The sequence below is a fragment of the Spirosoma horti genome, from assembly GCF_054776595.1.
In genome coordinates, this window is record NZ_BAAHBQ010000012.1 from 24,596 (window position 1) to 46,262 (window position 21,667).

The following is a 21,667-nucleotide window of genomic DNA, read 5'->3' on the forward strand; positions in this document are numbered from 1 at the left end:
TAGCCTGCCTGGGTCCAGGAATCGACCCCATCGCTGTCAACACAGATGAGTAGGTGAAGTAAAGTAGCGATAGCCGACTCGCCCGCTGTGTGCGCTGCGATCGGTATACGACCACCGAAGGGAAGGCGCTTCGGTGGTTATGGCTGAAAAACCCGTATGCGCCGGATCGATCAGAAAATTGTCGTCCCGTAGGATCTATTCCAGCCCTGAACCGCCGTTCCGGGAACCTCCGTTCCGGGTCAGGTCGTAAATAGAAACCGAGTAAAACGAATGTGACAGGCTACCCATTAAGCCAAACGAAACACGCACACCATCCACCGTTCCGGTAGAGTCAGAATAAAATATTGTAAACTCATTGAGCTTCACCGGCTGGCCTTCTACCCGTTGGTAGTGAATCAGCCGGCACAGGGCGTTATTCATATCGTTGGTTAGGCTACGCCCACCCTGATCCAAGTCAATTAGAAAAAGCGTCTTGGCTTTAAGGTCGATTTGAAACTGCACGTCTGATTGCGGGTAGCCTAAAATCTGGTATTTGGGGAGCGTGTGTTTGGGTAGCTGACCGTTTTGACCATTTTCCATATCAGTAGACGTTTGCTGGTTTACGACTTAAAAATAGGGTTTGATACGGAGATGGACTGGCTTACGACTGAAATCATAGGGCAACAGAAGCGCGCCTTCTCCCCTGTTATGGCCTGGCCTTAGGCGTAATAAAAAAGGTGAAGTGACTCTTTTATCAGCGAACGCAGACCTATATACGTATTCTTATCAGGTAACTAATCTGGCGTACTCAACCGCTAAATCGTCCATTAGCTGAGGAAGTCGTTTACCCAAATCCGGGTAATCAGGCCGTTGAAATACATCGTTGAAAAATTCTTCACACCCCTCCAGGGCTACCCCGGTCAGGCCCTTATTGATTAACCGTTGTTTAGCCTGCGCAAACAACGTTTCCATCCGCTGGCTATACAAACCATACAGGATGGAATGAAACAGGTTTTTTGCGTCCGTCAGGGCGGCATGCTCGCGCCGGTAATGCTGGCGGGTGGCTGGGCTGGCCATTGCATAATGGGTTCCATTTTGCTTGAACCATTCTTCTGTCTGCTTTCGGGGCTCCAGCAGTATATGGACGTACTCATCATACAGACATGGCCACAGTTCCAGCACCTCACTGAGCGTCCGCTTCTGCCAGTCCTCATCACTTCCAATGCGTTCGATCAGACTGCCCACATCCGGCAACGGCGTAACGCGCAGCGGTTGTAGAGCGACGTCTACCGGAGAACTAAAGAGTTTCAGTTGCCTACTTGCCATGTGGGCGTCTATTTTAAGCTATAAAATTTCACCCGCTTATCGGCGTGTTGCTCGATGAGCCGCTGCTCAGTGGCTTTTCGATCGCGTTTATCGCACCAAAGCTGCGCGTACGAAGTTCGGTCTACCTCGATGGGTATGCGGTACTCTAAACGCCCCCCGGCCAGTTTGATCCGGCGAATGTGGAGAATTGGGGGCCGCTTGCTTTTGCGGACGGGCGGCACCTGGATCTGGCGAAGGCGGGGAGCAGTTGAGGCGTGTTCCATGTACTAAAGATACGCCCCTCAGCCCTGGGTATGGTCGCTAATCGATAAGGCTTGCAAAGCTGTGTTGCCTTTCTCCCCCCGTTATCTTGGATGAGAAGGTGAAGTGATACAGGCAGGGTGAATAGGTTCGTTGATGACGCCTGTGGAGCGTTTCACCCTTTCCAGCTCCGTCTAGCCATACCCAAGTCAACAGCCACTGGTTTTTTCGTTTCGCGAAGCGATTTCTGAAGTAATAATTCTGCGTAGCGCAGTTGAATGGATTCCGCAGTCGTGTAGGGCATGTCGGCCCATCCATACAGCTGCGCGATGTGCTGTCGCACCATCGCCAGTACCTTTGCATCGTCCAATCCGATCATCTCTGTTGGCCAGCCTTTGGTAAAGCGGATTCGCTTCGGCAGCCTTTGTTGTAAGGCGGTCCTCTCCTGCGCTCGATACCTGGCTTGTTGGTGGCCCATTTGCTGTTCAGCCGATAGCAACTCTGGGGCCAGGCTTGCCAGCCAGGTAGCACCCTGAAAGGAGAAGCCCGATGCATTCTCCAGATCGATCAGCTGACGGTAGGCTGCATGATTATGCTGGGCCTTAAGCGCCCCGCGTAAGTCGGCCTGACTAGACATAATGCAAAAGGTACACGAAACCCGGCTGCAACCGTAGTGTCGATAGGCTTGGTGAATGGGCAAGCCCCCAGCCTTGTGCGCGTCCCAAACCTGAGCCAGCGTCCAGTCAACCAAGGGATTCCAGGTAATACCGCTTGTATTCTTTTTCTTACGCAACAGGGCTGACTGGGGCTCCTGGACGGGCGTACGCTGGCGGTCCTTGCTTTCGGCCCGGCGAACGCCGGTTACTGAAATGATTACCTGATCGGGAAACAGTTCGGTTAGTCGCTGGCAGATAATGGCTGTTTTCAACTCGCTCGTGCAGAACCGCATGGATGGGGTCGACCAGGGCAGGATTAGCGACACGCAGGAGAGGTTTTTGTAGCGTTCCACATTAGACTGCCAGCGTTGTTGCCAACGCTCGATCATGCCTCCCTGCCGGCGTTGTACGGTAATTAACGGAATGCCTAATTGATGGGCCACCTGTTGACAAATACGGGCAGAGTCCTCCCATTCAATCTGTCCCAGGTCTGCATGAACCAGGACGCGCGGCCCCCGGTGACCGATCCGGTTCAGGTAAGCTATGACTGCCCAGGCACAGGCCGATGAATCTTTTCCGCCACTAATGCCAATGGCAACCGGGGCCTGCTGCGCGAGTAGGCGATTGACTTCGCCATCAATGGCAAGGCCAAAACCCTCGTCCGTTGACAGGACGGACATTTCAGGTGAAGCAAAAAGAGAAAGCTGGCTCATATACCGATTTGGTTTGCCTTCTTTGCTATCCGGCCTGACCTACTGGATATCTGGGATTGATTCCGTTGCAGCATACTTTGTAACACGGGTAACAGCGTGTATACCCGGCTTTGGGCAATGGGTAGACGCACGCCACCCACTAACTCAACTTCAAACAAAGGCCGTTTCTGAGAGCGGGGTTGCTGGTGCACACTGAGCAGGTAGTCCGGATTGATAATGTATTGCTTATGAATCCGCAAAAAGCTGGGATAGTACTGGGCCACCCCGACAAGCGGGCCCCGTCGAAGATCCCGGTATCCCGATAAAAGATGGGTCCAGGTGTAATTCTGCTCGCCTGACAAATAGCATACCTGCCGAGCCAATGAGAAGGGTCGATGATTCATGACCGGGAAGAATTAATGAACAGGTTAAGAGCCACCGCACCAAAGAACGCTTAGGAGCAATACGTCTCTTAGTAAGCTTGTCTGACAGCTCTCTCTAAAGTCCGCCAATCAACTTGGCTTTTTGAATTCAAGAATCAGTTCTTCATCCTGCCAGAGTTCGGTACTATTCATGTACGCTTCTCTTGACCATTCGGCGAAATGTCTGGCGTCTGACTGGAATTTGAACGTAGCAAATGGTTCGGTTTGACCCTTAATGCGAACTTCACATCTAAAGGGATTTTCTTTTTGCTTGGCCATAGCATCCGGGGACAGTTCCCTGTTTCTTCTTTCCTAAAGATACGACCCTCCAGGGTGAGCAATGACCAGAATGTATGTGCTGTACGTGTCTTCCGGGCCGCCCTTTCCCCTGTTATACCGGCGTTCACGCCGTCTTTTTTACAAGTCAACTTTTATTCATTATTTTAATCAGGCAATCGCCTTTGTCGATCTATCCTGATCAGATTTTACGCTCATGACTCTTTTCTTCTGCTGCCTTGGTCTCATCGCACTGGTGTCAATCCTTACGGTGCTGGCCTTAATTTTACTAAGTAGGTTACGCCGTGAACAGCAGCGTCGCGCGCAGTTGCACGAGCAGGTATGCCGTCAACAATATCGGCTTCAGGTTGATCAGGATGTGATCCGGCAGTTGTATCTCCGGACTGGGGTTTCACATGAGCAGGTGCAGCGGTGGATCGATGGCCTAACCGAAAGCGAGTTTTACGCCACCTTCTTGTGGGAAGATTTGGTTGAGGAGTCAGGTGAAGTTATCGCCTTGTATGGCCAGGGTAATCTCCCCTTGCGTCGGCTGGATCGCAGCCGGGTGGCCAGTCATCAAGGTATCGAATTGTTAAGTGATTCATTTACTCGTCGGCAACGCATTTACTACCAGATGCGCCGGCATATCCTGCCCACTGTATGACAATGGCTGTGTATCCCAAGTTTGAAGACTTTTTCCCAAAGCAAACCAGACCCCAAATTCCAGATTTGCTGGCGACGGCATCATCCCGCGATTTATTAAAAGCAACCGCTTTTCTGAACGCTCAGGTTCATCTGAAACAGCGTAATCTAGCCGCGCAGGAGAAAATTTTTTACAGATGGATACGCGTTTTTGACGAATTTCCAGATTTAAATGAGCGGTATACTTCATTTAAACACCAAGTTCATGCATCGAATGGTCAGGTCGTACTTTTCACCGCTCACCAACTTTTGCAACTTACCGAGCAGATTCTGTTAAACTTCAATGATCTACCAGCGAAAGATAGCCATGATGTAGCCGATGAGTGGGTTCAGTTTAAACTCTGGCTACTAATTAATTCAGCTGGAGACGAAGCAGTTCAGGAAGCGTTAGGACAACAGGACGGTGACATAGCGGACATGATGCTGGTCAATGAGGCCGATCATTACGAGTTTACGGGCCGAAAGGATTTCGCCTATCAAACAATGCTGGCCCATGCCTTTTTCGAGTACCTGTCAGAGAGTACCGATCTCCAGCCCTACTTACGTGAATTTTTAACTAATAAACATGTAAGTGATTATGCAGAGTATCTCCGTCACCTAGTCGGTACGTATGCGGGCATCTTTACAGCTGAATCGTTCGGCTTCAGCATTCAGGAAGGCTCAGAGGCAGACATAGCTTTTTTTGACTCGTTCGCCTATGATTTGTCGACTGACCAGCTTAAAAACTTAAGTGCCACGTACTCACCCGATCCTGACTTTAAACTTATACGCACAAAGCCTTTAATAAAAGAAGGGCCAAGACAGTATTACCCCCTTTTTCATAATTTCTATGTTGACAAGATTTATCAGGGACTCCTTTTTGACTTCTACCAATTAACTTCTATCCGAGATAAGTTTAAACGATTCGATAACTTTCTCCAGCATTTAGGCCAGGAGTTTGCTGAGACGAATTTGTTTTACCGGTTTATAGAAGGGTGTTTTAGGCCTAAAGGTCAGTTCATTGCTGTTCCAGGTAACCGTTATTCGGATTCAGAATATTCGGATTATTACGTCCGTGATGGGAACCGGCTTTTTCTGTTTGAATTTAAGAATAGCATCATAGCTGCCGGCGTTAAACATTCGGCCGATGCTACCCAGATTAAAGAGGCTGTATTTAAAAAATTAGTCGCAAGCACCAACGATGGCAAGCAGCAGAAGAAAGGAATAAGCCAGCTATTGTCGGTCTTAAAGACCCTGGCAAATGGGGGTTTTACCTTCGACCCCATATCAGTTGAACTGGCTAAATCGCTGCAGATTTACCCAATCATTGTTCACACGGACGACTTTTTCTCCTTGAGTAGTGTTCAATTCATTGTCAACGAAGAGTTTCGCAAAAAATTTAATGACGATCCTATACGTGCGCCTTACGTCCATGATGTTGTCTTGATGCATCTGAAAGACATTCTCAGTATTCAATTTTTAGCGCGTTCAGGCCACCTGACTATTAAAGAAGTTATGCATCAATATAAGGCCCGTTACCGCATGATTAATCAGTTTGTACCTCAAACGCCTGAACAATATAAAAGGCACGTGTTTAAAAAGTACGACGATTTCCGGTCCACGGTACAAGATTTAATACCAGAATATACTGACCAGGAAGCCCTGATGACCCGGCTGACGGTGGCCCTTGGTTTAGCTAGTTCATAAATTAATCGACACGGTATCATTCCAACTTAAGTCCAAGGTGAAGCAAACTTTCATCATTCGAATAAAGCAGAAGTGTATCAGCATGACAGGGGATAGGCTTTCCTTCTTTCGATAAAAGGGCGCAAAAGCAGGCTAAATTTTTTCCTTTCAGTAATCCCAGGTTACCACGCATCCAAACAAACCGCTGGCGAATGGCTTCGCTAACAAAAGACTCATCGCTCGGTATACCATTGGGGTCAGCCAGTAGTTGAGCGAACCGGTCAACGACCAGCTGCTGGGCTAGTTGGTGAATTTGTTCCGCGTCAATGATTCCTGCTTTAGCGCCTTGCAGCTCGGCTAGCTCATAAACGTCGGTTAGTCGGAACGGATTACCAAACCGGCCGGGTCGGCAGACACTGATTGTGTTTGGTGGTAACCGGCATCCTTTCGTTCGTTTACGCTGTACACGGATGGGCATTTACGGTTGTCTGTTTAGGCGTTTTTTGAATTGAAATTTTGCTGGCTTCAGCCACTATTTTTACTCGATTTGCCACGATGTTGGCTGATAAGGCTGCTGTTTCCAAGACCGTAGTAATGACTGGTATTTACGGCGACCATAATTAATAAATGAATCGTCGATTACGTGTTCCAGCTTAAACAATTGATGGGGCTTTTGTTTTTGAACTCCCAAGATCAGGTACCTGGTTACGGCTTGTCCGACCTGTTGGCAACCGTCCAGATAGAAAGCGGCCTGGCGGTCGTAATCGTACGTTTGACAAGCGGTTAAAAAATCGGTGTAGGTTGTGGCTGATGTCGTTTTAACGTCAACGAGCAGGCTTTCTACCGGAGCACGTAAGTCAATGCGTGCTTTGCAGAGAAGTTTTGTCCGTTCATCCTCCCAAAAGTGCGCCTGCTCACAGATACCCTTTTTGAGCAGTTCAGAAAAATCAGTGTCGTTTCGCATCACCTCTAGCATCCGTTTTATAGCCGTAGCCCCCTTACCAGCGGGTTCGACCTCAGGAGTCAGTAATAAGTGGTCATGAAAAAGAGTCCCGAATGCCAGTGCCTGGCTAAAGATTGGGATCGGCTTACGTCCGAACAGAAGTTTGTTTTTAAACTCGGTCAAGTCCGAGTTAGCAATTCGGGGAATGGCTCGGTAATTCATAATTGGCTGTCGTTGTAAATACCCACCAGATAAGCTTTTTACAACAACAAGATACACTACGTTGATGAGCCAGTAGACTTAACAGAGAAGTAATCAAACCCTTGTTTAACAGTTTTTTACCCCGTTATTAATAGCGATTGGGCCTATGCCGAATTAGTGAAGTTAGTCCCTAAAATACCTGTACCCGACATACCACTACACTTAAACCTGTGCGAAAAAAATCATTTCAATTCGCGTTCTTTTGTCAGTTCTAGTGTCACGAGTGGGGGACAGAGTCGAGTGGATAAACTGAACAGGCTCATCTCGAAATGATAAATTTCGCATCCCGGAAAAGATTTTTTCAACGTGTGGAGCAGATTAAGATAAGTCCCGTACGTTTCGTCTTTTGTTAATTCAAGCCAACCCCGATCCTCGACTAATTTCCGTCTTGGAAAGACATTCACGAAGTTTTCTCTTTTCGGCCACTGGCGAAAGTGTTGGTTCTGGCTAGGTATATACGGGAAAAATACGGGCTGCTCGGGCTTTATCTGCAGTTGAACCGCATTTAAACAGGCAGCTACCCGCGCATCATAAATTGCATACTGCGTACAGTCTTTCAGCGTCAGTATTTTTGAATAGCTGGCTATGCCCTGCAAAGGCATCTGCTTAACATCAAGTTGAATCAGTTGCCAATGCGCGTCAAAGGTTGCTGGCCGGTTCGAACGCACGCCGCCCCAGTCGGCGACGATCCACCGCGCTAATGCTTTTTTGTCGACTTCATCACTGGTGTTCCAGGTCTGGGTTAAATACTTCTTTAGCGCAATGCATTCGCTGGCACTACCTGACTGGATTTCCCATTCATGCCAGGGAAAATCAGGTAAGGCTTCCTTCGTTTTTAAACGAACAGGCCAGTTATAATGGCTCTCAAGTTTAACCAGATGGTCCGCAAAAAAGCGAATAAAGGAATCGACGTGAATTGATGGACTCATTAATTAGTCAGAAAGTGGCGGCTAATTCAAGTTCGTTGTTTCGTATAAATATGGGCTCTAGAAAGGAATAAACGGCCCCGGCGATTTCATATTTTTTCTGTGTTTTCTGGATGTGGTTCCAGCTGAAAGTAATATCTGTTATGGCCCTGACGGGTTCTTTATACAGATCATTAGCTGGCAGAAAGCTACCTTTGGCGTAGGTCTGCCCATGATGGGTTAGAAAATCGGTATTCTTTTTATACTTGCCTTGGTTAACGTAGTTCTTTTCGTTGGTGACACATAAAAAGCAACCTATATCAATACCTCCGTTAGTTACCAGCCAGGTTAATCTCTTCAGATCATTAACAATTTTGGCCCTTACCTGAGTTTGACCAGACTTGCTTTTCTTTTCATTGGGATACTTAAATTCAATCCCTACCCGGATTGATTGATCTCCGCGACGATATAGAATGAACAAGTCTAAAAATTGGCCATCTGAGAAATCATGAAACAGATTTGTCTCAAAGTCAATTAGTTCGATACGGTCCTGGCAGGTCTTCTGCAACAGCCAGGCAAAATTAAAAACGACTGACTTTTCCGAGGATATCAGCTTATCGCCTGTATTCATCCACTGATCAATGGTTAGCCAGATCTGGCTGATTATATCTTCAACTTCCTGTAGTAGTGATGTTTGTTTCATTTTAACGACTCGTTTACCGACCTACCGTATTGCTCTGTGAATCGACGATCGTAACCTTTGCCGCAACGATCCCTTCTCCCTTACTTGGCTTTTTTGTTCTGGTAAATTCCTGTTGCATCTGTAACGAAATGTAGTGCTACAAATCTAACTTTAATTGACCGCTGGGTAAGGCCTGATTCGTTTGAAAGCTGGACAGACTGATGCCTACCAGTCGTACCCCTTTTGTTAGGTCCTGGATTCCCGATAGCAAGTCCATACTCAATTGTTGAAGCTGGGCTAGATTAGTGACGGCCGTGAGCACTGTCCGACTTCGGGTAATCTGTTGAAAATCCGCGTACTTAACTTTTAACGTGACCGTTCTGCCTAACATACCCGTGCGTTCACAATAAGCCCACACTCGTATGAGCAGCGGGCTTAACTGATCCGCTATAGCTGCATAATCGGTTAAATCCTGCTCAAACGTTGTTTCAGCGCCCATTGACTTCCGTTCCCGGTTGGGCGTAACCGGCCGCTGATCAACAGCCCGGGCTATTGAGTAAAAGTAAGCTCCTGCTTTGCCAAAATGCTCGTTTAAGAACCCTTCACTCTGCGCCCGTAGATCCATCCCGGTAAAGATGCCCAGTTGATTCATTTTGTCGGCCGTTACGCGGCCGATACCATGAAACTGACCCACCAGTAATTTTTCGACGAACGCCAGGCCCTGATGTGGTTTGATGACAAATAGTCCATCCGGTTTCCGATAGTCCGAGGCTAATTTAGCTAAGAACTTATTATAGGAAACCCCCGCTGATGCCGTTAACTGGGTTTGCGCTTTAATCTGCTCCTTGATGGTTTGCGCCAATTGTGTCGCCGTGCACCCATCGGGTAGGCTAGCCGTTACATCCAGGTAAGCTTCATCGAGCGAGAGCGGTTCAATCAAATCGGTATACTGAGCAAACACGTTACGAATCTGAGCCGATACCGCTTTATACACCTCAAATCGAGGCTTAACAAATAGTAGGTCAGGGCATTTCCGGATCGCGATCGACGAGGCCATTGCCGAACGTACGCCATAGGTTCGGGCCTCATAGCTGGCTGCCGCGACAACACCCCGCTGACGGGAGCCGCCAACGGCCACAGGCTTTCCGCGTAAGTCAGGATTGTCGCGCTGCTCAACGGATGCGTAAAAGGCGTCCATATCGACGTGGATAATTTTTCGAAATTGAGCCTGTTCCTGCGCCATGAATGAATACCAGGTGTCGTTTACTTAGAAAATCTATCGTTTACTGATCTGCTGGTAATGTCCAAAATTTTGGACATTACCAGCAGATCATGGCCCTATGAATGAACGTATTTAACCCATGTCTCATGCCTGTAGGGATGACTCTCGTGGGCGAACAGGTTCGCGTAATGGCCTGGTCTGAGCCGTTACTACCTGTTCAGCCGGCCGATACCAACGCCCGGTCATCCGGTACAAAGCGGCCTCGAATTCCCGTAGTTGCCGATCCAGTTCGGGCTGATCAGGGTTGAGCAATTTCTTTTTGGTCATTGAACACTTTATCGACAAACGGCCGTAACAGCCCCCGCCCGGCGGATACGGTGATTATGAATTAGTTGCTATCGGGTAGACATCCAAATTGATTTGCTCAAGATAGGGCTCTAAAGCAATGCTGCTTTGGAATGACCGGCAGGCTGTGATCTGATTGAGATCCTGACTATAGCGGATCTCAACGTAGAAAGTTTCCAGAGCATAGAGGCATAAATACGATATGCCGACTCGTCTGGTCACTAAAAAAGTGCCGTTTTGGAAGGCACTTGCCAGCTGCTTTTCCAGGGAAAGCAGGTTGAACGCATAGAGGGTCATAACCAAGTTTTGAGTTCTAATTTACGTAAAAACTTGAAAATATTAGGATTTATAATATACTAATAATATAATAGCCCCTGAAATTATATTTTACTTGTATTAGACGCCTATGAAAACAAGGGTCCGAACCCGTTTTACAATTAGAAAGGCTGGCATAAAAAGTCGGTTGAGGATACCGTTGTTTCTCTCACGCGTCCACTGTGGGTTTCCCTCGCCGGCGACCGATTATTTGGAAAATGTCCTGGACCTGAATGAGTTGTGTATCGTCCATCCCGACGATACTTATTTTGTCCGAGTGGAAGGAAACAGTATGGTCAATCCGCGTGCCCGACTCAATTCCAGGATTGATGACGGGGATATTCTGGTGGTTGATTGTTTGATGGAGCCTGTCGATGGCCAGGTGATTGTGGCGTTTGTCAATGACGGATACGTTGTCAGGCGTATGAAGCGGGTCGGGGAGATGTTGCTCCTGAAAGCAGATAACCCAAGCTACGACCCAATCTATATGCACCCGGGGGACCCAGGGGAGGACTCCTTTGTGTTTGGAGCCGTTACCTGGGTGTTTTTTAAACCATCGATACTGCCCTAACCTTTTCGAGTATGTACGCTCATTTTGATGCCTTATCGTTTTACGCCAGTTGTCACATTTCGTTCCAGCACGCGCTCCGCAAACAGCCCGTTATTGTTTTATCCAACAACGATGGTAACGTAGTGGCGCAAAATGGGATTGCCAAACAATTAGGGATTACCCGGGGAACTCCTTTTTTCAAGATTAAGGAGTTGGTTCGTCAGCAGGGTATCCACGTTTTTTCAAGTACGTACCCGTTGTACGGGGATATGTCGAGACGAATTTTTGCCATCGTTGGCCGCTTCATCGAACGCGTGGAAGTATATTCCATTGATGAGGGCTTCTTCGATCTGGCGGGTTATGAGACGATTTATCCCGACTTACGGGAGCTTGCGCAGACGATCCGGTCCACGACGCACCGCAGTAGCCGCATACCCATAAATATCGGCATTGCGCCCACTAAAACACTTTGCAAGGTAGCCACGTGGTTTGCCAAAAAAAAGCCTGAACATAAGGGGATATGCGTGCTGGATACCCCCGCCAAGATCAGTGAGGCATTGGATGAGTTTGGCATAGGAGACTTATGGGGCATTGGGGATCGCTACGAACGGTTGCTTTTAGAGAATGGTATCCAGACTGCAGCTCAGCTGCGTAATTTACCGGATGACTGGATCAGGCAGTTTCTGACGGTTACCGGGCTTCGACTGGTGTATGAACTGCGGGGCCAGCCTTGTAAAGCACTGGAGATTGAACCCGCTCGAAAGAAATCTATTTGCACGGCACCCAGCTTTGGTACGCCGGTGAGCGGCCTGGAGCCGCTTCGTGAGGCGGTTACTACTTATCTCTCCAGAGCGGCCCTTAAACTGCGAAAACAGGCATCGGCTGCTGGATACATTACCGTATTTCTACACACGAATTATTTCCGTACCAATGACCGGCAGTACTCCAACAGTCGCACAGTCAAGTTACCTCATCACAGCTGCAGCGATGCTGAACTGATCCGATACGGGCTGGCCGCTTTGGAGTCCATTTACCGGGAGGGGTACAATTTTCAAAAAGTGGGTATTATGCTGACGGATCTGGTGGATTGGGACCATCGGCAGTTTAGCGTCTTTGACGTTGAACCTGATGAGCGCTGGAAGCGGGTGTATTCAGCCGTTGACCGCATCAACCATCGGCATGGCCGTGGGCGGGTCAGGCTGGCCAGCCAGGGTTTTACGGAATCAGCCTGGCTTATGAAGCAAAATTTTCGGTCACCCTGCTACACTACCCGGTGGAAGGATATTCTCGTTGTCAAATAAGGTAGGAGGACTACTATTTGGCTATTGCTTAATGATCGTATTCTTCTTTTCAATTGAAAAGAGAATGCTTTGCTGAATTTTAGTTATTGACGCTGTAAATCTTTAAATGCGCTCCAGATATAGAACAACTTAGGAATTGGTTCGTGTAACCGTAATTGATACCCACTCATCCCATCTTCAAGCAAGAATGGTTCGATGGTAAAGGTATACTTAACGGTTTTGTACATAATTCCTTCTTCCAATAAGAGCTTACCCAGTTCAATTGTGTATCCCTTTGCCGCCTGTATCACCGTAAACGAGTCAGCTATCGAACTTCCTGCGGGAACCAGGTAAAGCATATCAATTTTTTGTCCCTCTTCAACGTCGACCCCAACTTTCATTCGCACGCTCAGCAGGTTGACATTTAACGTTAATTGCTCGACGGATTTTTTGGGTAATACCAGTTTGCCGGTTCGCGATATATACCCGGCAATACCAGCTGGCCCGTTTCCAGGTGAATTACCTTGGGCTAGTTTAAAGTCTTTAGGCGTGTGAACGGTGGGGGCGTACGTGGTCGGTATCATGAGGCTCTACTGGATGGCCTTAGGCCAATGGAAGCCTGAAATAAAATCATTCTGTCTACATACGGTTAGGGAACGATAATTATTTTTTTTTCGGCCATAGTATTGTAATATTGTACGCAACGATACTTTACTAGATGAGCTATGACAGTAGAGCAAATCCAACAGGCTATTGCCGCTTTATCCGCGGAGGAATATAACCAGTTATCTACCTGGTTAACCGAACATGACTTCAGTCGATGGGATGATCAGATTGTAACCGATATTAATGCGGGTCGGCTTGACGGGCTGATTGATGAAGTTAAACAGGAACAACAGTCAGGCTTAACGTCTCCTTTGTAAACTTGTTTCAACAATGTTAAGCAACTCAGCTGCGGGCAGGGTTTGGCGTTGCCATCATCGTTTATGCAAGACAGCGGCCTTTATTAACGAGACAGCCCTTGTCGTTAAAACAAGGGCTGTTAAAAATCTTTGGTATAGTTATTTTTTCAGTACTGATGCGATGCCGTTAAGCCATTACTGGCATTTCATCGTATGTACGTCCGTTTAAGAGTCGTCCAGATTCCTTTTTATTTCGTCCACCCCACTGTTTAAAAAAGAAGGCGACGCCTTGCTGTTCGCACTGCAAACGGATTTCTTCAACCCAGCTTTCGTGCATTGGTCTTGGATTTCGACCGGATTCCCCACCGACGATTACCCAGTCAATTCCAGTTAGATTTAAGTTTGGCAGTGGTCCAAGCAATGGTTCTAAGGATAAAAACTTTGTTTTAGCTCCTGATTGCCGTAAATGATCAATACGATCTATTACGCGGCTATCTTCGACTGATACCCCCATCCAAATATTTTCGGACCAAGTTAGTTCTGCAGAATAAGCCTCTAATAGTTCAGCACGTTTAGTTAAAACCTGGAACGTATGCTGAGGACAGCGATTCATGGTATCGAAAACTTTTTGTATAAATGGCAGAGGTACGTTTTTATGAAACAGGTCGCTCATCGAATTGACAAAAACAACCTTTGGCTTTTTCCATTCAAACGGCTTCATGAGTTCTGAGTCATGCGTTCGTATAATTTTAAAGCCTTCCGAATACTTTTCCAGTCGCATGGCCTGCAATCGTTTGGTCATAACTTCGGCATAACAGAACTTACAGCCAGCCGACAGCTTGTCGCATCCGGTTGTCGGATTCCAGGTCATTTCCGTCCATTCAATGCTAGATTGTGCCATGTATAGAGTGTTAATTCGCCTATCAATATAGTGATAATATACTTATAATCAAATAATTAACTGGCTAGTTAAAATCAATTATTGTCCCTGGTGCGAAAAATTTCCCTCTCCTTGGATTGCCATCTGCCTTTATTTTTTGAACGGATATAACTTTCATTTCTTCTAATTGACGCAAGGCTCTTTTCATATGACTAGCCAGGTAGATAGTATTCGATTCAACATATCTTTCAATCCTATCAATATTGAGGTCTTTACCTCCTTTACCTTTTTCTTTTATCAGCTTAACCAGTGAATCAAGTGGATTAACGGGAAATAGTATAGCCTGACTAGGATCATCCCTGTAGTCAAATTTAAATCCCCCGGTTTCATCAACTTTCCACATGGCCTCCTTCATCTTTACGTAGCCAGTAAGATTGTTGCTGGCGAAAAACAAATCATAAATGGGGACCCCTTTTGCATTAATCATAGAAAAAGATCCTACATATTTTGCTATTTCTTTTAACTGACTTTCGTACAAACCTTTTAAGAAGTCTAAGCGGTTTACGCCAGCAGGAACTTCTATTTTTTCTAAGCCAAATAAATCCTTCATGTGTTGCTCAACTTTTGCAACTTCGACAAAACGATTTATTGAGTTTCTAGCGAAATAGACAAATACTTCTGTTTTTTCATAAGTTAGCAATCTCTTTAACAGAGAATAGGGTACACCCGAAAAGCCAAAAGGATCAATGAAAGCAAATATTGGCGCATTCTTCGTTCCCGATTTATCTAAACTATCTAATCGACTATTGATAACGTCCTGAAAATTTGCACGCGCTACGTCTATGGTAAAGTTTTCTGGCAGGTCAAGGGTAGCAATAGCAGATTCTAAATTCTTGGCTCGTTGTTCATCCTGCTCTATAAACTCAAAGCCTACCTGTGAATGAACTAAATGCTTTTGTTGAGCTGCGGCAACCTCCAAGGCGATTAGGGGTGAACCCTTTTCTCCACCTATGTATTCGCCTGGCCCCGAAAAGCCATCAACATAAATGATTTTCCCGTTGTATCTGGCTAGTATAGGAAACCATGCACCAAGATAATATTCAAGTATTCTGTGTTTTGCAATCGTGTGTGGGGCGCATTCCCACACAACTTTGTCTGGATTGGGCATGTAGAATTTTTAGGTGTGTATAGTTTAAAATACCTTAAAGACTGATAATCTACTCTTATTCTCTTTTGTCTTCCACAGCCCTATTACTTGCGTTTTGGAAGCCAGATCAAGAAAATTAACAATACAGAGTCTGAGACCAAATTGCAGAGAGAGTGTGACTTGAACCTGCGAGGCGTTTGCGTATGTGCGTTTCGTAATCTGGTGCCCACCGTTATTGGGTTTCTTCCCAGGTATGTCCATTCAATTTACTGGCTATCTCAATAGCTCCCGAGGGGATACCACCCAGAAGGCTTTTCAAATTGACAATCCGGGTACCTTGCATTCCGTATTTTGATTTTTTCAAATACTCGGTCTTAAAGAATTGCTCGATGCAAAAAAACGTATGTCCAGTCGATATGGATACTTTTTGCTCTTGCAGGCTTTCATTCATACAATCAGTAATCATCTGTAGCTGTAACTCGGTTGGAGGTTCAGTCGCGCTTATGATCTCTAACAGGGAGTTTGAAACTAGGTTGGCCTGAATGGTATTGACCAATCGTCCGACGTAGTACATCCCTTTGACCGAATTTAGATTTGCGTATAGGCCTACGTAACTATGTTTGCTATAACCACGGTTGGAGGGAGCGAAATAGATGTTGTATTTAACGTTCAACTTTAAGGACCAGCCGCAGGGAACAATTCTTAGTAAGCTATGGGATACATCCAGAAGATTTGATTGTACGCAGTAGCCTTCATAGTCATTAATCAGATCATGTAACTCAAAATCGTACTCGGCTAATACACTTCTGATCACGTCAATAATGGCTTGAAAGGTTGTACTTATCAACTTTACGCTTGAGTGGTGACTTTCGGTTATTATGCGTTCAACTTCAATGCGTTGCTTCTCGGCAAGATTACGAGGGCCTAAGGCTAGTAGAATTTGTTTTTGCTCGTTGCTAAAACTTGATAGATGAGCTGTAAGCTGGTCAATTGAAAATTTGTCGTGGAGTTTCGTTTCAATGATGACTTTAAAGCTTTCTTGAGCCATAACTCCGTCAGGTACAGAGCCTTTTCCGGCAACCTGTTGCGTAAATAAAATTCCAGTCTGTAAATCGGCATCGTTCAAAAGCTCATTTAAAAACTGGGTGAACTTGTAAGGCGCTAACTGGTAGAGTCTCGAAAATAAAAGGAGCGTGTTGTTGGTGGCAACGTTCTCAGGCTGGGAGTACCGTTGAAAATAATGAATGCTACTCATCGATTGGTGTGATGATTATTGACGCGAAAATAAGTCTGCGGAGTGGATCTAAAAAAAGGGACCAAATTCGTCACATACTCCACTGAAGCAAAAAATGAGCCTTTTTACGAGACAAAGGTTTTAATATCTGTCAACTCTAGTTAGTCGCATACGTACTAACAAAATTAGATTCGATTGGTCAACAGGACCGCGTAGTTCAACCTGATTTCCTGCACTGCCATTTGGTTTGATTCAATTAGTTGTCTTAAAGACGGGTGTGCTCCCCAGAGAATGGCTACTAAAGTCGGGTCTTTCTCGGCAGCTAAGGATTCTATGCGTTTTAAGCACAGTTGGCAGAGATAACTCATGAAAGCTTGCCGTCCGGCGGTACATTCAATTAGAAAATCGAATAATTGTTCCATATCAGGATTCTGCTGCTTCAGTCGCCTTAATTGCATCAGATCGTCTTCCATTTGCCTAACCGAAGCCGTTAAGCTCGTTACCCATTGATTGTAATCTATGAGTAACTGGTTTAGTAGCAGATCTTTTTCCATAGACTACAAGATGAGTTTTAAAAGTTAAGGTATGTGTCACAATCCATCGACGCTGATGAATAACTAGTTTTTTTCAATGGGCTGAGTTGTAATAGGAATCAAAAAGGTTACCACGCACATTTCATAAATAGTGTCCAACTGTTCGTTAAAAGGACCACCAAACGCACTGTCGGCATACATCCACAACAAATCATACAGTAACGGATGAGGTGTTCAACTCGCTCCCAAAACAACACAACCGCTTGCCAATCATGCAGACCCGCAGAGTATACGCTTCTAACTCAAAGTGGTAAACTGTATACCATTCTGGTGCTCTCCTGGGTATATAGTTTACCCGTATTCCATTTGGTTTAACTTCCTTACTGTACGGTAGGACATGCCTCTTTTTCGTTAAGAACGCCAGTATCCGTTCAACCAGAATCTATATCAATGAAGTTGTTGGATCTTACCGGTGAAACAGATACGAGTTTAACATGGACTTGTTGAACCAAACAGAAACAACAGAAAAAATCGTCCGCAATGACGAATTGCTCATTTACATTGTTTTTCGGTACCGCCAGGACGCCAGCCCGATCAGGGAAATGGCCATGAGCAGTAACGCCAGAAACTGCGTTTGCATATCCCGCAGAGTGCTGCCTTTCAGCATGACATTGCGGCCAACTTCAATGATGTATCGGAGTGGGTTGAACAGGTTGACATACTGCGCCCACTGGGGCATATCGTCTGTGGACGAAAACAGGCCACTCAGCAGGATGAACAGCACCAGACAGAAAAACACGGCGAACATGGCCTGCTGCTGCGTTTCTGAAATGGCCGAAATCAGCAGACCAAGCCCTACGCAAAGCAGTAAAAAGAGAAAGGCAAATCCGTAGAGGAGCAGCAGGCTTCCGGCTACAGGTACATGAAACAGGAACACCCCCACGCCCAGACCTAGTGTAAACTGTACCATCCCGATGATAACGAAGGGCGTCAGTTTTCCCAAAATAAATTCATGCTTTTTGATGGGTGTTACATTTAACTGCTCCTGGGTGCCGATTTCTTTTTCCCGAACGATGTTGAGAGCCGCAATCATGCCCCCGATCAGCAACATCAACTCAAATAAAATCCCCGGCACCATAAACGTCTTGTATTCCAGACGAGGGTTATACCAGTATTGATTTTCAATGGCCAACTGAGCAGTCTGGTCGCCTGAAATCACCCCCGTTTCCAGACGAATCGCCTGGTTGAAATCCCGGATGATGGCCTGCGCATAGCCCGAGCCAATACCCGCTTTGGTGCCGTCGATGGCACTCACCAGCAATTGTACGGACGACTGCCCTTCCTTGCCCAGATCACGCTCAAAATACGGTGGAATGACCAGAACCAGGTCAGCCTGTCCCCCAAGTAAGGCACGGTAGGCCGATTTATACGCTGGCAGGTATCCCTGAAACTGGAAGTTATCGATGTATCGAAACTTGCTCACCAGCCGCTGGGCATAGGTCGTATGGTCCTGGTCTACGATGGCAATGCGGAGGTTTTTTACCTCGAAATTGGCTGCATAGGCTAATAGAATCAACTGCAGAACTGGAGCTGCCAGCATCATCCGGAGCAATACGGCGTTGCGGAAAAGCTGTTTGAACTCCTTCTCGATCATATACAGGGTGCGATTCATATGGTTTAGTGCTTGGTTGTCAGAACACGGTCATTGGTAGCGAATTCCGTTGCTCAACTAGTCCAGTCGTGGTTTTAAATTCCGAAGACTCACCGCCATCAGCACGGTGGCCATGCCTAGCAGAATCAGCGTCGGCTGCCAGAGGTCGGTCAGGCCAACGCCTTTGATCATGATGCCTTTGACAATGGCAATGAAGTAAGTAGCCGGAATGATGTTCGACACGAGTTGAAGAAAGGGGGGCATGCTTTCGATGGGGAAAATAAAACCCGATAAAAAAATGGTTGGCATCAGCATCAACAATAAGGAGACGAACATGGCCACAAGTTGCGTATCGGCGAGGGTTGAAATGAGCAATCCCAGAGAAAGCGCCAGAAAAATAAATAAAAGCGTTTCGCTCAGCAGCAACAGCAGACTGCCATGCAGTGGAATACCAAGCAGAAAAACACCAAGTGCAATGATAACGCAGCCGTTTATGAACGACAGCAGCAGATAGGGCAGCACTTTACCGAACAGAATCTGAAGCTGTGACAGGGGCGATACCATGAGAACTTCCATAGTGCCGGTCTCTTTCTCGCGGGCGATGGTCACCGAGGTCATCAACGCCGAAACCAACAGCAGCACCAACGCCATAACGCCCGGAACGAACACGAAGGCCCCTTTCAGTTCGGGGTTGAACACCATACGCGGGGCTACGTTAATTTGCAACGGCTGGACCGCCCCAACGGGGTTTTGCTCGTTCTGGTATCCCTGAATAATACTGGTTGCGTAATTCGTCAGGCTAATAGCGGTGTTCTGCTCCGAGGCATCGGCCAGTAGCTGCACCTGCGCCTTCCGGCCATGCGCATAGTCGTTGGTAAAACTGGCCGGAAAAACAACAACCAGCTTCACCTTTCCCTGCCGAAACGTCGCTTCAATATCCTGAAAGCGGCTCAGGTTTTTCATCAGTTGAAAATAGCCCGACGATAGTAACCGATCGGTGATTTGCCGACTATGCTGACCATGATCGAAGTCCAGCACGGCAATATTGGCGTTTTTGATCTCATTGGTCAGCGCAAAGCCAAACAGAAGCACCATCGCCAGCGGCATCCCGAACAGAATTAGCAGGGTCCGTTGGTCGCGCAGGATGTGGAAGAATTCCTTTTTGACGAAAGCAAGGAAGCGGTTCATGGGCGTAAGGAGTGGTAAAAGCCAATAAGTTATTTCGTTGATGTACCACGTGCCAGAATTTGAAAGACGCCATCCATGGAGTCTACACCAAACGAGCGTTTCAACTCAGTAGGTGTGTCCAGGGCCTTTATTTGACCATCCACCATGATCGACACGCGGTTGCAGTACTCGGCCTCGTCCATATAATGGGTGGTCACGAAAATGGTCGTGCCGCCGTGAGCCGCTTCATAGATCATGTCCCAGAACTGTCGGCGGGTAATAGGGTCGACACCTCCCGTTGGCTCGTCCAGAAAGATCACTTTTGGGTTATGAATCAACGCCACCGAAAAGGCCAGTCGCTGTTTCCAGCCTAAAGGCAGCGATACCACGAGCGAATCGGCCACACTTCCCAGATTCAGCTGCTGAATAATCCTGTCCGACTTGGCGCGTAGGTCGGCACGATTCAAACCGTAGACCCCCCCGTAAAAGCGGATGTTCTCGCGCACGGTCAGGTCTTCATAGAGGGAAAATTTCTGACTCATGTAGCCAATCACCTGCTTGATCTGTTCCGATTGCCGATACACATCGAAGCCCGCAATCCGGGCCTCACCGGAGGTTGGCGTCAGCAGGCCGCAAAGCATCCGCATAGCCGTTGTTTTTCCGGCTCCGTTGGCCCCCAGGAATCCGAAGATTTCACCCTGAGCCACCTCGAAAGTGATTTGGTTGGTGGCAATAAAGTCACCAAATTTTTTGGTAAGCCTGTTGGTTACGACGGCGTTATTCATGTTGCATAAGGGCCATAAAACTATCTTCTATACCCGCCTGAATCGGTTTGACAACCACTTGTTCATGTCGGTGCTGGTCGAGGTAGTGGTGAATATCTTCTGGTTTGGTTTGCTCGTGGGTGGTCAGATGCAGAAATTCGCCAAACGCGTAGCAGGTCTCCGTAAAGGGGGCTTGCCGCAGGTCCTGGATCAACCGGAATGTATCGGTAGCCCGCACGGCAAAGAGCGGTTTGGCAAAGAGCCGGGCTACTCCGGCGGGGGTATCGACTGCCAGAATCCGGCCTGTTTGCATGAGCGCGATGCGGTCGCACTGGCCCGCTTCGTCCATGTAGGGCGTGGATACCAGAATGGTTAGCCCCCGTTGTTTCAATAATTGGAGCATATCCCAAAACTCCTTCCTCGACACCGCATCAACACCCGTGGTTGGCTCGTCGAGAAACAAGACCTCCGGCTTATGAATCAGGGCACAACATAAGGCCAGTTTCTGTTTCATACCCCCCGACAGGGCACCGGCACGACGGTCTTTAAAGGGCTCCAGCTGACTATAAATATCTTTGATAAGATCGTAGTTTGTGGCGATGCTGGTGCCGAAAACGGTGGCAAAAAAGCTTAGATTTTCCTCTACGCTTAGGTCCGGGTACAGCGAAAACCGGCCCGGCATATAGCCAATATGCAGCCTCAATGACCGGAATGCCTGCAATACATCGCGCCCGGCTACCATAGCCTGACCCTGATCTGGTCGTAGCAGGGTGACCAGAATTTTAAATAATGTCGTCTTCCCGGCTCCGTCCGGTCCGATGAGGCCAAATAACTCGCCCGGCCTGACATTGAACGAAACGTCCTGCACCGCCTGGGTGGTCCCGTACGCTTTCGATATATGGTTGATGCGGATAGCGTCCATAGTTGT

Annotated in this window: 26 protein-coding genes; 5 read left to right on the plus strand and 21 right to left on the minus strand. The window is 47.1% G+C overall.

Annotated elements, in window-relative coordinates; translation table 11 throughout:
• Positions 1-195: 195 nt before the first annotated feature.
• The 5 genes from ACYVAM_RS28845 to ACYVAM_RS28865 form a co-directional block, all read right to left on the minus strand.
• Positions 196-579 carry a hypothetical protein gene (locus ACYVAM_RS28845; RefSeq protein ID WP_461073623.1) on the minus strand — a complete coding sequence of 128 codons (384 nt, stop codon included), beginning with the start codon at positions 577-579 and terminating at the stop codon, positions 196-198.
• 186 nt (positions 580-765) lie between these two features.
• Positions 766-1,305 (minus strand): hypothetical protein, encoded by a 540-nt coding sequence (locus tag ACYVAM_RS28850; RefSeq protein ID WP_461073625.1) that lies wholly within the window; start codon positions 1,303-1,305, stop codon positions 766-768.
• 8 nt (positions 1,306-1,313) lie between these two features.
• Positions 1,314-1,568 (minus strand): hypothetical protein, encoded by a 255-nt coding sequence (locus tag ACYVAM_RS28855; RefSeq protein ID WP_461073627.1) that lies wholly within the window; start codon positions 1,566-1,568, stop codon positions 1,314-1,316.
• Between the two features lie 152 nt (positions 1,569-1,720).
• Positions 1,721-2,914 (minus strand): phosphoadenosine phosphosulfate reductase domain-containing protein, encoded by a 1,194-nt coding sequence (locus tag ACYVAM_RS28860; protein WP_461073629.1) that lies wholly within the window; start codon positions 2,912-2,914, stop codon positions 1,721-1,723.
• Positions 2,911-3,297 (minus strand): LytTR family transcriptional regulator DNA-binding domain-containing protein, encoded by a 387-nt coding sequence (locus ACYVAM_RS28865; RefSeq protein ID WP_461073631.1) that lies wholly within the window; start codon positions 3,295-3,297, stop codon positions 2,911-2,913. Before ACYVAM_RS28865 ends, ACYVAM_RS28860 begins: the two co-directional genes overlap by 4 nt.
• Before the next feature lie 511 nt (positions 3,298-3,808).
• Between ACYVAM_RS28865 and ACYVAM_RS28870 the strand changes: the two genes are divergently transcribed.
• Together ACYVAM_RS28870 and ACYVAM_RS28875 are read left to right on the plus strand one after the other, a co-directional pair.
• Positions 3,809-4,255 (plus strand): hypothetical protein, encoded by a 447-nt coding sequence (locus ACYVAM_RS28870; protein ID WP_461073633.1) that lies wholly within the window; start codon positions 3,809-3,811, stop codon positions 4,253-4,255.
• A 2-nt stretch (positions 4,256-4,257) separates the two neighbouring features.
• Positions 4,258-5,979 (plus strand): hypothetical protein, encoded by a 1,722-nt coding sequence (locus ACYVAM_RS28875; RefSeq protein WP_461073635.1) that lies wholly within the window; start codon positions 4,258-4,260, stop codon positions 5,977-5,979.
• Between the two features lie 16 nt (positions 5,980-5,995).
• Here the strand turns inward: ACYVAM_RS28875 and ACYVAM_RS28880 are convergent, their stop codons facing one another.
• The 7 genes from ACYVAM_RS28880 to ACYVAM_RS28910 all read right to left on the minus strand — a co-directional run bounded on the left by ACYVAM_RS28880 (position 5,996) and on the right by ACYVAM_RS28910 (position 10,613).
• Positions 5,996-6,436, minus strand: a complete 441-nt coding sequence (locus tag ACYVAM_RS28880; protein WP_461073637.1) for a DUF4326 domain-containing protein — start codon at positions 6,434-6,436, stop codon at positions 5,996-5,998.
• 60 nt (positions 6,437-6,496) lie between these two features.
• Positions 6,497-7,123: a PD-(D/E)XK nuclease-like domain-containing protein gene (locus ACYVAM_RS28885; protein WP_461073639.1), complete on the minus strand. Its 627-nt coding sequence runs from the start codon at positions 7,121-7,123 to the stop codon at positions 6,497-6,499.
• A gap of 221 nt (positions 7,124-7,344) precedes the next feature.
• A complete protein-coding gene (locus ACYVAM_RS28890; protein WP_461073641.1) occupies positions 7,345-8,091 on the minus strand; it encodes a hypothetical protein in 747 nt (248 codons plus the stop codon).
• 7 nt (positions 8,092-8,098) lie between these two features.
• On the minus strand, positions 8,099-8,770 hold the full coding sequence (locus ACYVAM_RS28895; RefSeq protein WP_461073643.1) for a hypothetical protein: 672 nt from the start codon (positions 8,768-8,770) through the stop codon (positions 8,099-8,101).
• Positions 8,771-8,906: 136 nt separating this feature from the next.
• Positions 8,907-9,992 carry a DNA polymerase IV gene (gene dinB / locus ACYVAM_RS28900; RefSeq protein WP_461073645.1) on the minus strand — a complete coding sequence of 362 codons (1,086 nt, stop codon included), beginning with the start codon at positions 9,990-9,992 and terminating at the stop codon, positions 8,907-8,909.
• 123 nt (positions 9,993-10,115) lie between these two features.
• On the minus strand, positions 10,116-10,298 hold the full coding sequence (locus tag ACYVAM_RS28905; RefSeq protein WP_461073647.1) for a hypothetical protein: 183 nt from the start codon (positions 10,296-10,298) through the stop codon (positions 10,116-10,118).
• A gap of 54 nt (positions 10,299-10,352) precedes the next feature.
• A complete protein-coding gene (locus tag ACYVAM_RS28910; protein WP_461073649.1) occupies positions 10,353-10,613 on the minus strand; it encodes a hypothetical protein in 261 nt (86 codons plus the stop codon).
• A 109-nt stretch (positions 10,614-10,722) separates the two neighbouring features.
• On the opposite strand from ACYVAM_RS28910, the gene ACYVAM_RS28915 reads away from it, so the two are divergent.
• The gene (locus ACYVAM_RS28915) at positions 10,723-11,202 is read left to right on the plus strand and encodes a LexA family protein (protein ID WP_461073651.1); all 480 of its coding nucleotides are present in this window, start codon (positions 10,723-10,725) and stop codon (positions 11,200-11,202) included.
• A gap of 11 nt (positions 11,203-11,213) precedes the next feature.
• Positions 11,214-12,482, plus strand: coding sequence for a Y-family DNA polymerase (locus ACYVAM_RS28920; protein ID WP_461073652.1), 1,269 nt, complete (start codon positions 11,214-11,216; stop codon positions 12,480-12,482).
• 83 nt (positions 12,483-12,565) lie between these two features.
• On the opposite strand, the gene ACYVAM_RS28925 is transcribed toward ACYVAM_RS28920, so the two are convergent.
• Positions 12,566-13,045, minus strand: coding sequence for a hypothetical protein (locus tag ACYVAM_RS28925; RefSeq protein WP_461073653.1), 480 nt, complete (start codon positions 13,043-13,045; stop codon positions 12,566-12,568).
• Between the two features lie 141 nt (positions 13,046-13,186).
• Between ACYVAM_RS28925 and ACYVAM_RS28930 the strand changes: the two genes are divergently transcribed.
• The gene (locus ACYVAM_RS28930; protein ID WP_461073654.1) at positions 13,187-13,384 is read left to right on the plus strand and encodes a hypothetical protein; all 198 of its coding nucleotides are present in this window, start codon (positions 13,187-13,189) and stop codon (positions 13,382-13,384) included.
• A gap of 166 nt (positions 13,385-13,550) precedes the next feature.
• Here ACYVAM_RS28930 and ACYVAM_RS28935 read toward each other — a convergent pair whose 3' ends face one another.
• The 8 genes from ACYVAM_RS28935 to ACYVAM_RS28970 form a co-directional block, all read right to left on the minus strand.
• On the minus strand, positions 13,551-14,264 hold the full coding sequence (locus ACYVAM_RS28935) for a DUF5131 family protein (protein WP_461073655.1): 714 nt from the start codon (positions 14,262-14,264) through the stop codon (positions 13,551-13,553).
• Between the two features lie 64 nt (positions 14,265-14,328).
• Complete coding sequence (locus ACYVAM_RS28940; RefSeq protein WP_461073656.1) at positions 14,329-15,411, minus strand: three-Cys-motif partner protein TcmP; 1,083 nt, start codon at positions 15,409-15,411, stop codon at positions 14,329-14,331.
• Between the two features lie 211 nt (positions 15,412-15,622).
• Positions 15,623-16,645: a hypothetical protein gene (locus tag ACYVAM_RS28945; protein ID WP_461073657.1), complete on the minus strand. Its 1,023-nt coding sequence runs from the start codon at positions 16,643-16,645 to the stop codon at positions 15,623-15,625.
• A gap of 164 nt (positions 16,646-16,809) precedes the next feature.
• Positions 16,810-17,178 (minus strand): hypothetical protein, encoded by a 369-nt coding sequence (locus ACYVAM_RS28950; RefSeq protein WP_461073658.1) that lies wholly within the window; start codon positions 17,176-17,178, stop codon positions 16,810-16,812.
• Between the two features lie 535 nt (positions 17,179-17,713).
• Positions 17,714-18,829 (minus strand): ABC transporter permease, encoded by a 1,116-nt coding sequence (locus ACYVAM_RS28955; RefSeq protein WP_461073659.1) that lies wholly within the window; start codon positions 18,827-18,829, stop codon positions 17,714-17,716.
• A gap of 57 nt (positions 18,830-18,886) precedes the next feature.
• Positions 18,887-19,996, minus strand: coding sequence for an ABC transporter permease (locus ACYVAM_RS28960; protein WP_461073660.1), 1,110 nt, complete (start codon positions 19,994-19,996; stop codon positions 18,887-18,889).
• A gap of 29 nt (positions 19,997-20,025) precedes the next feature.
• Positions 20,026-20,760, minus strand: coding sequence for an ABC transporter ATP-binding protein (locus tag ACYVAM_RS28965; protein WP_461073661.1), 735 nt, complete (start codon positions 20,758-20,760; stop codon positions 20,026-20,028).
• Positions 20,753-21,661, minus strand: coding sequence for an ABC transporter ATP-binding protein (locus ACYVAM_RS28970; RefSeq protein ID WP_461073662.1), 909 nt, complete (start codon positions 21,659-21,661; stop codon positions 20,753-20,755). The genes ACYVAM_RS28965 and ACYVAM_RS28970 overlap by 8 nt, the downstream gene beginning before the upstream one ends.
• Between the last annotated feature and the right edge of the window lie 6 nt (positions 21,662-21,667).

What these genes read in the sequence shown, in the direction of transcription:
- ACYVAM_RS28845 (WP_461073623.1), bottom strand. Translation starts at nt 579, where the DNA reads ATGGAAAATGGTCAAAACGGTCAGCTACCCAAACACACGCTCCCCAAA.
- ACYVAM_RS28850 (WP_461073625.1), bottom strand. Translation starts at nt 1,305, where the DNA reads ATGGCAAGTAGGCAACTGAAACTCTTTAGTTCTCCGGTAGACGTCGCT.
- ACYVAM_RS28855 (WP_461073627.1), bottom strand. Translation starts at nt 1,568, where the DNA reads ATGGAACACGCCTCAACTGCTCCCCGCCTTCGCCAGATCCAGGTGCCG.
- ACYVAM_RS28860 (WP_461073629.1), bottom strand. Translation starts at nt 2,914, where the DNA reads ATGAGCCAGCTTTCTCTTTTTGCTTCACCTGAAATGTCCGTCCTGTCA.
- ACYVAM_RS28865 (WP_461073631.1), bottom strand. Translation starts at nt 3,297, where the DNA reads ATGAATCATCGACCCTTCTCATTGGCTCGGCAGGTATGCTATTTGTCA.
- ACYVAM_RS28870 (WP_461073633.1), top strand. Translation starts at nt 3,809, where the DNA reads ATGACTCTTTTCTTCTGCTGCCTTGGTCTCATCGCACTGGTGTCAATC.
- ACYVAM_RS28875 (WP_461073635.1), top strand. Translation starts at nt 4,258, where the DNA reads ATGGCTGTGTATCCCAAGTTTGAAGACTTTTTCCCAAAGCAAACCAGA.
- ACYVAM_RS28880 (WP_461073637.1), bottom strand. Translation starts at nt 6,436, where the DNA reads ATGCCCATCCGTGTACAGCGTAAACGAACGAAAGGATGCCGGTTACCA.
- ACYVAM_RS28885 (WP_461073639.1), bottom strand. Translation starts at nt 7,123, where the DNA reads ATGAATTACCGAGCCATTCCCCGAATTGCTAACTCGGACTTGACCGAG.
- ACYVAM_RS28890 (WP_461073641.1), bottom strand. Translation starts at nt 8,091, where the DNA reads ATGAGTCCATCAATTCACGTCGATTCCTTTATTCGCTTTTTTGCGGAC.
- ACYVAM_RS28895 (WP_461073643.1), bottom strand. Translation starts at nt 8,770, where the DNA reads ATGAAACAAACATCACTACTACAGGAAGTTGAAGATATAATCAGCCAG.
- dinB (WP_461073645.1), bottom strand. Translation starts at nt 9,992, where the DNA reads ATGGCGCAGGAACAGGCTCAATTTCGAAAAATTATCCACGTCGATATG.
- ACYVAM_RS28905 (WP_461073647.1), bottom strand. Translation starts at nt 10,298, where the DNA reads ATGACCAAAAAGAAATTGCTCAACCCTGATCAGCCCGAACTGGATCGG.
- ACYVAM_RS28910 (WP_461073649.1), bottom strand. Translation starts at nt 10,613, where the DNA reads ATGACCCTCTATGCGTTCAACCTGCTTTCCCTGGAAAAGCAGCTGGCA.
- ACYVAM_RS28915 (WP_461073651.1), top strand. Translation starts at nt 10,723, where the DNA reads ATGAAAACAAGGGTCCGAACCCGTTTTACAATTAGAAAGGCTGGCATA.
- ACYVAM_RS28920 (WP_461073652.1), top strand. Translation starts at nt 11,214, where the DNA reads ATGTACGCTCATTTTGATGCCTTATCGTTTTACGCCAGTTGTCACATT.
- ACYVAM_RS28925 (WP_461073653.1), bottom strand. Translation starts at nt 13,045, where the DNA reads ATGATACCGACCACGTACGCCCCCACCGTTCACACGCCTAAAGACTTT.
- ACYVAM_RS28930 (WP_461073654.1), top strand. Translation starts at nt 13,187, where the DNA reads ATGACAGTAGAGCAAATCCAACAGGCTATTGCCGCTTTATCCGCGGAG.
- ACYVAM_RS28935 (WP_461073655.1), bottom strand. Translation starts at nt 14,264, where the DNA reads ATGGCACAATCTAGCATTGAATGGACGGAAATGACCTGGAATCCGACA.
- ACYVAM_RS28940 (WP_461073656.1), bottom strand. Translation starts at nt 15,411, where the DNA reads ATGCCCAATCCAGACAAAGTTGTGTGGGAATGCGCCCCACACACGATT.
- ACYVAM_RS28945 (WP_461073657.1), bottom strand. Translation starts at nt 16,645, where the DNA reads ATGAGTAGCATTCATTATTTTCAACGGTACTCCCAGCCTGAGAACGTT.
- ACYVAM_RS28950 (WP_461073658.1), bottom strand. Translation starts at nt 17,178, where the DNA reads ATGGAAAAAGATCTGCTACTAAACCAGTTACTCATAGATTACAATCAA.
- ACYVAM_RS28955 (WP_461073659.1), bottom strand. Translation starts at nt 18,829, where the DNA reads ATGAATCGCACCCTGTATATGATCGAGAAGGAGTTCAAACAGCTTTTC.
- ACYVAM_RS28960 (WP_461073660.1), bottom strand. Translation starts at nt 19,996, where the DNA reads ATGAACCGCTTCCTTGCTTTCGTCAAAAAGGAATTCTTCCACATCCTG.
- ACYVAM_RS28965 (WP_461073661.1), bottom strand. Translation starts at nt 20,760, where the DNA reads ATGAATAACGCCGTCGTAACCAACAGGCTTACCAAAAAATTTGGTGAC.
- ACYVAM_RS28970 (WP_461073662.1), bottom strand. Translation starts at nt 21,661, where the DNA reads ATGGACGCTATCCGCATCAACCATATATCGAAAGCGTACGGGACCACC.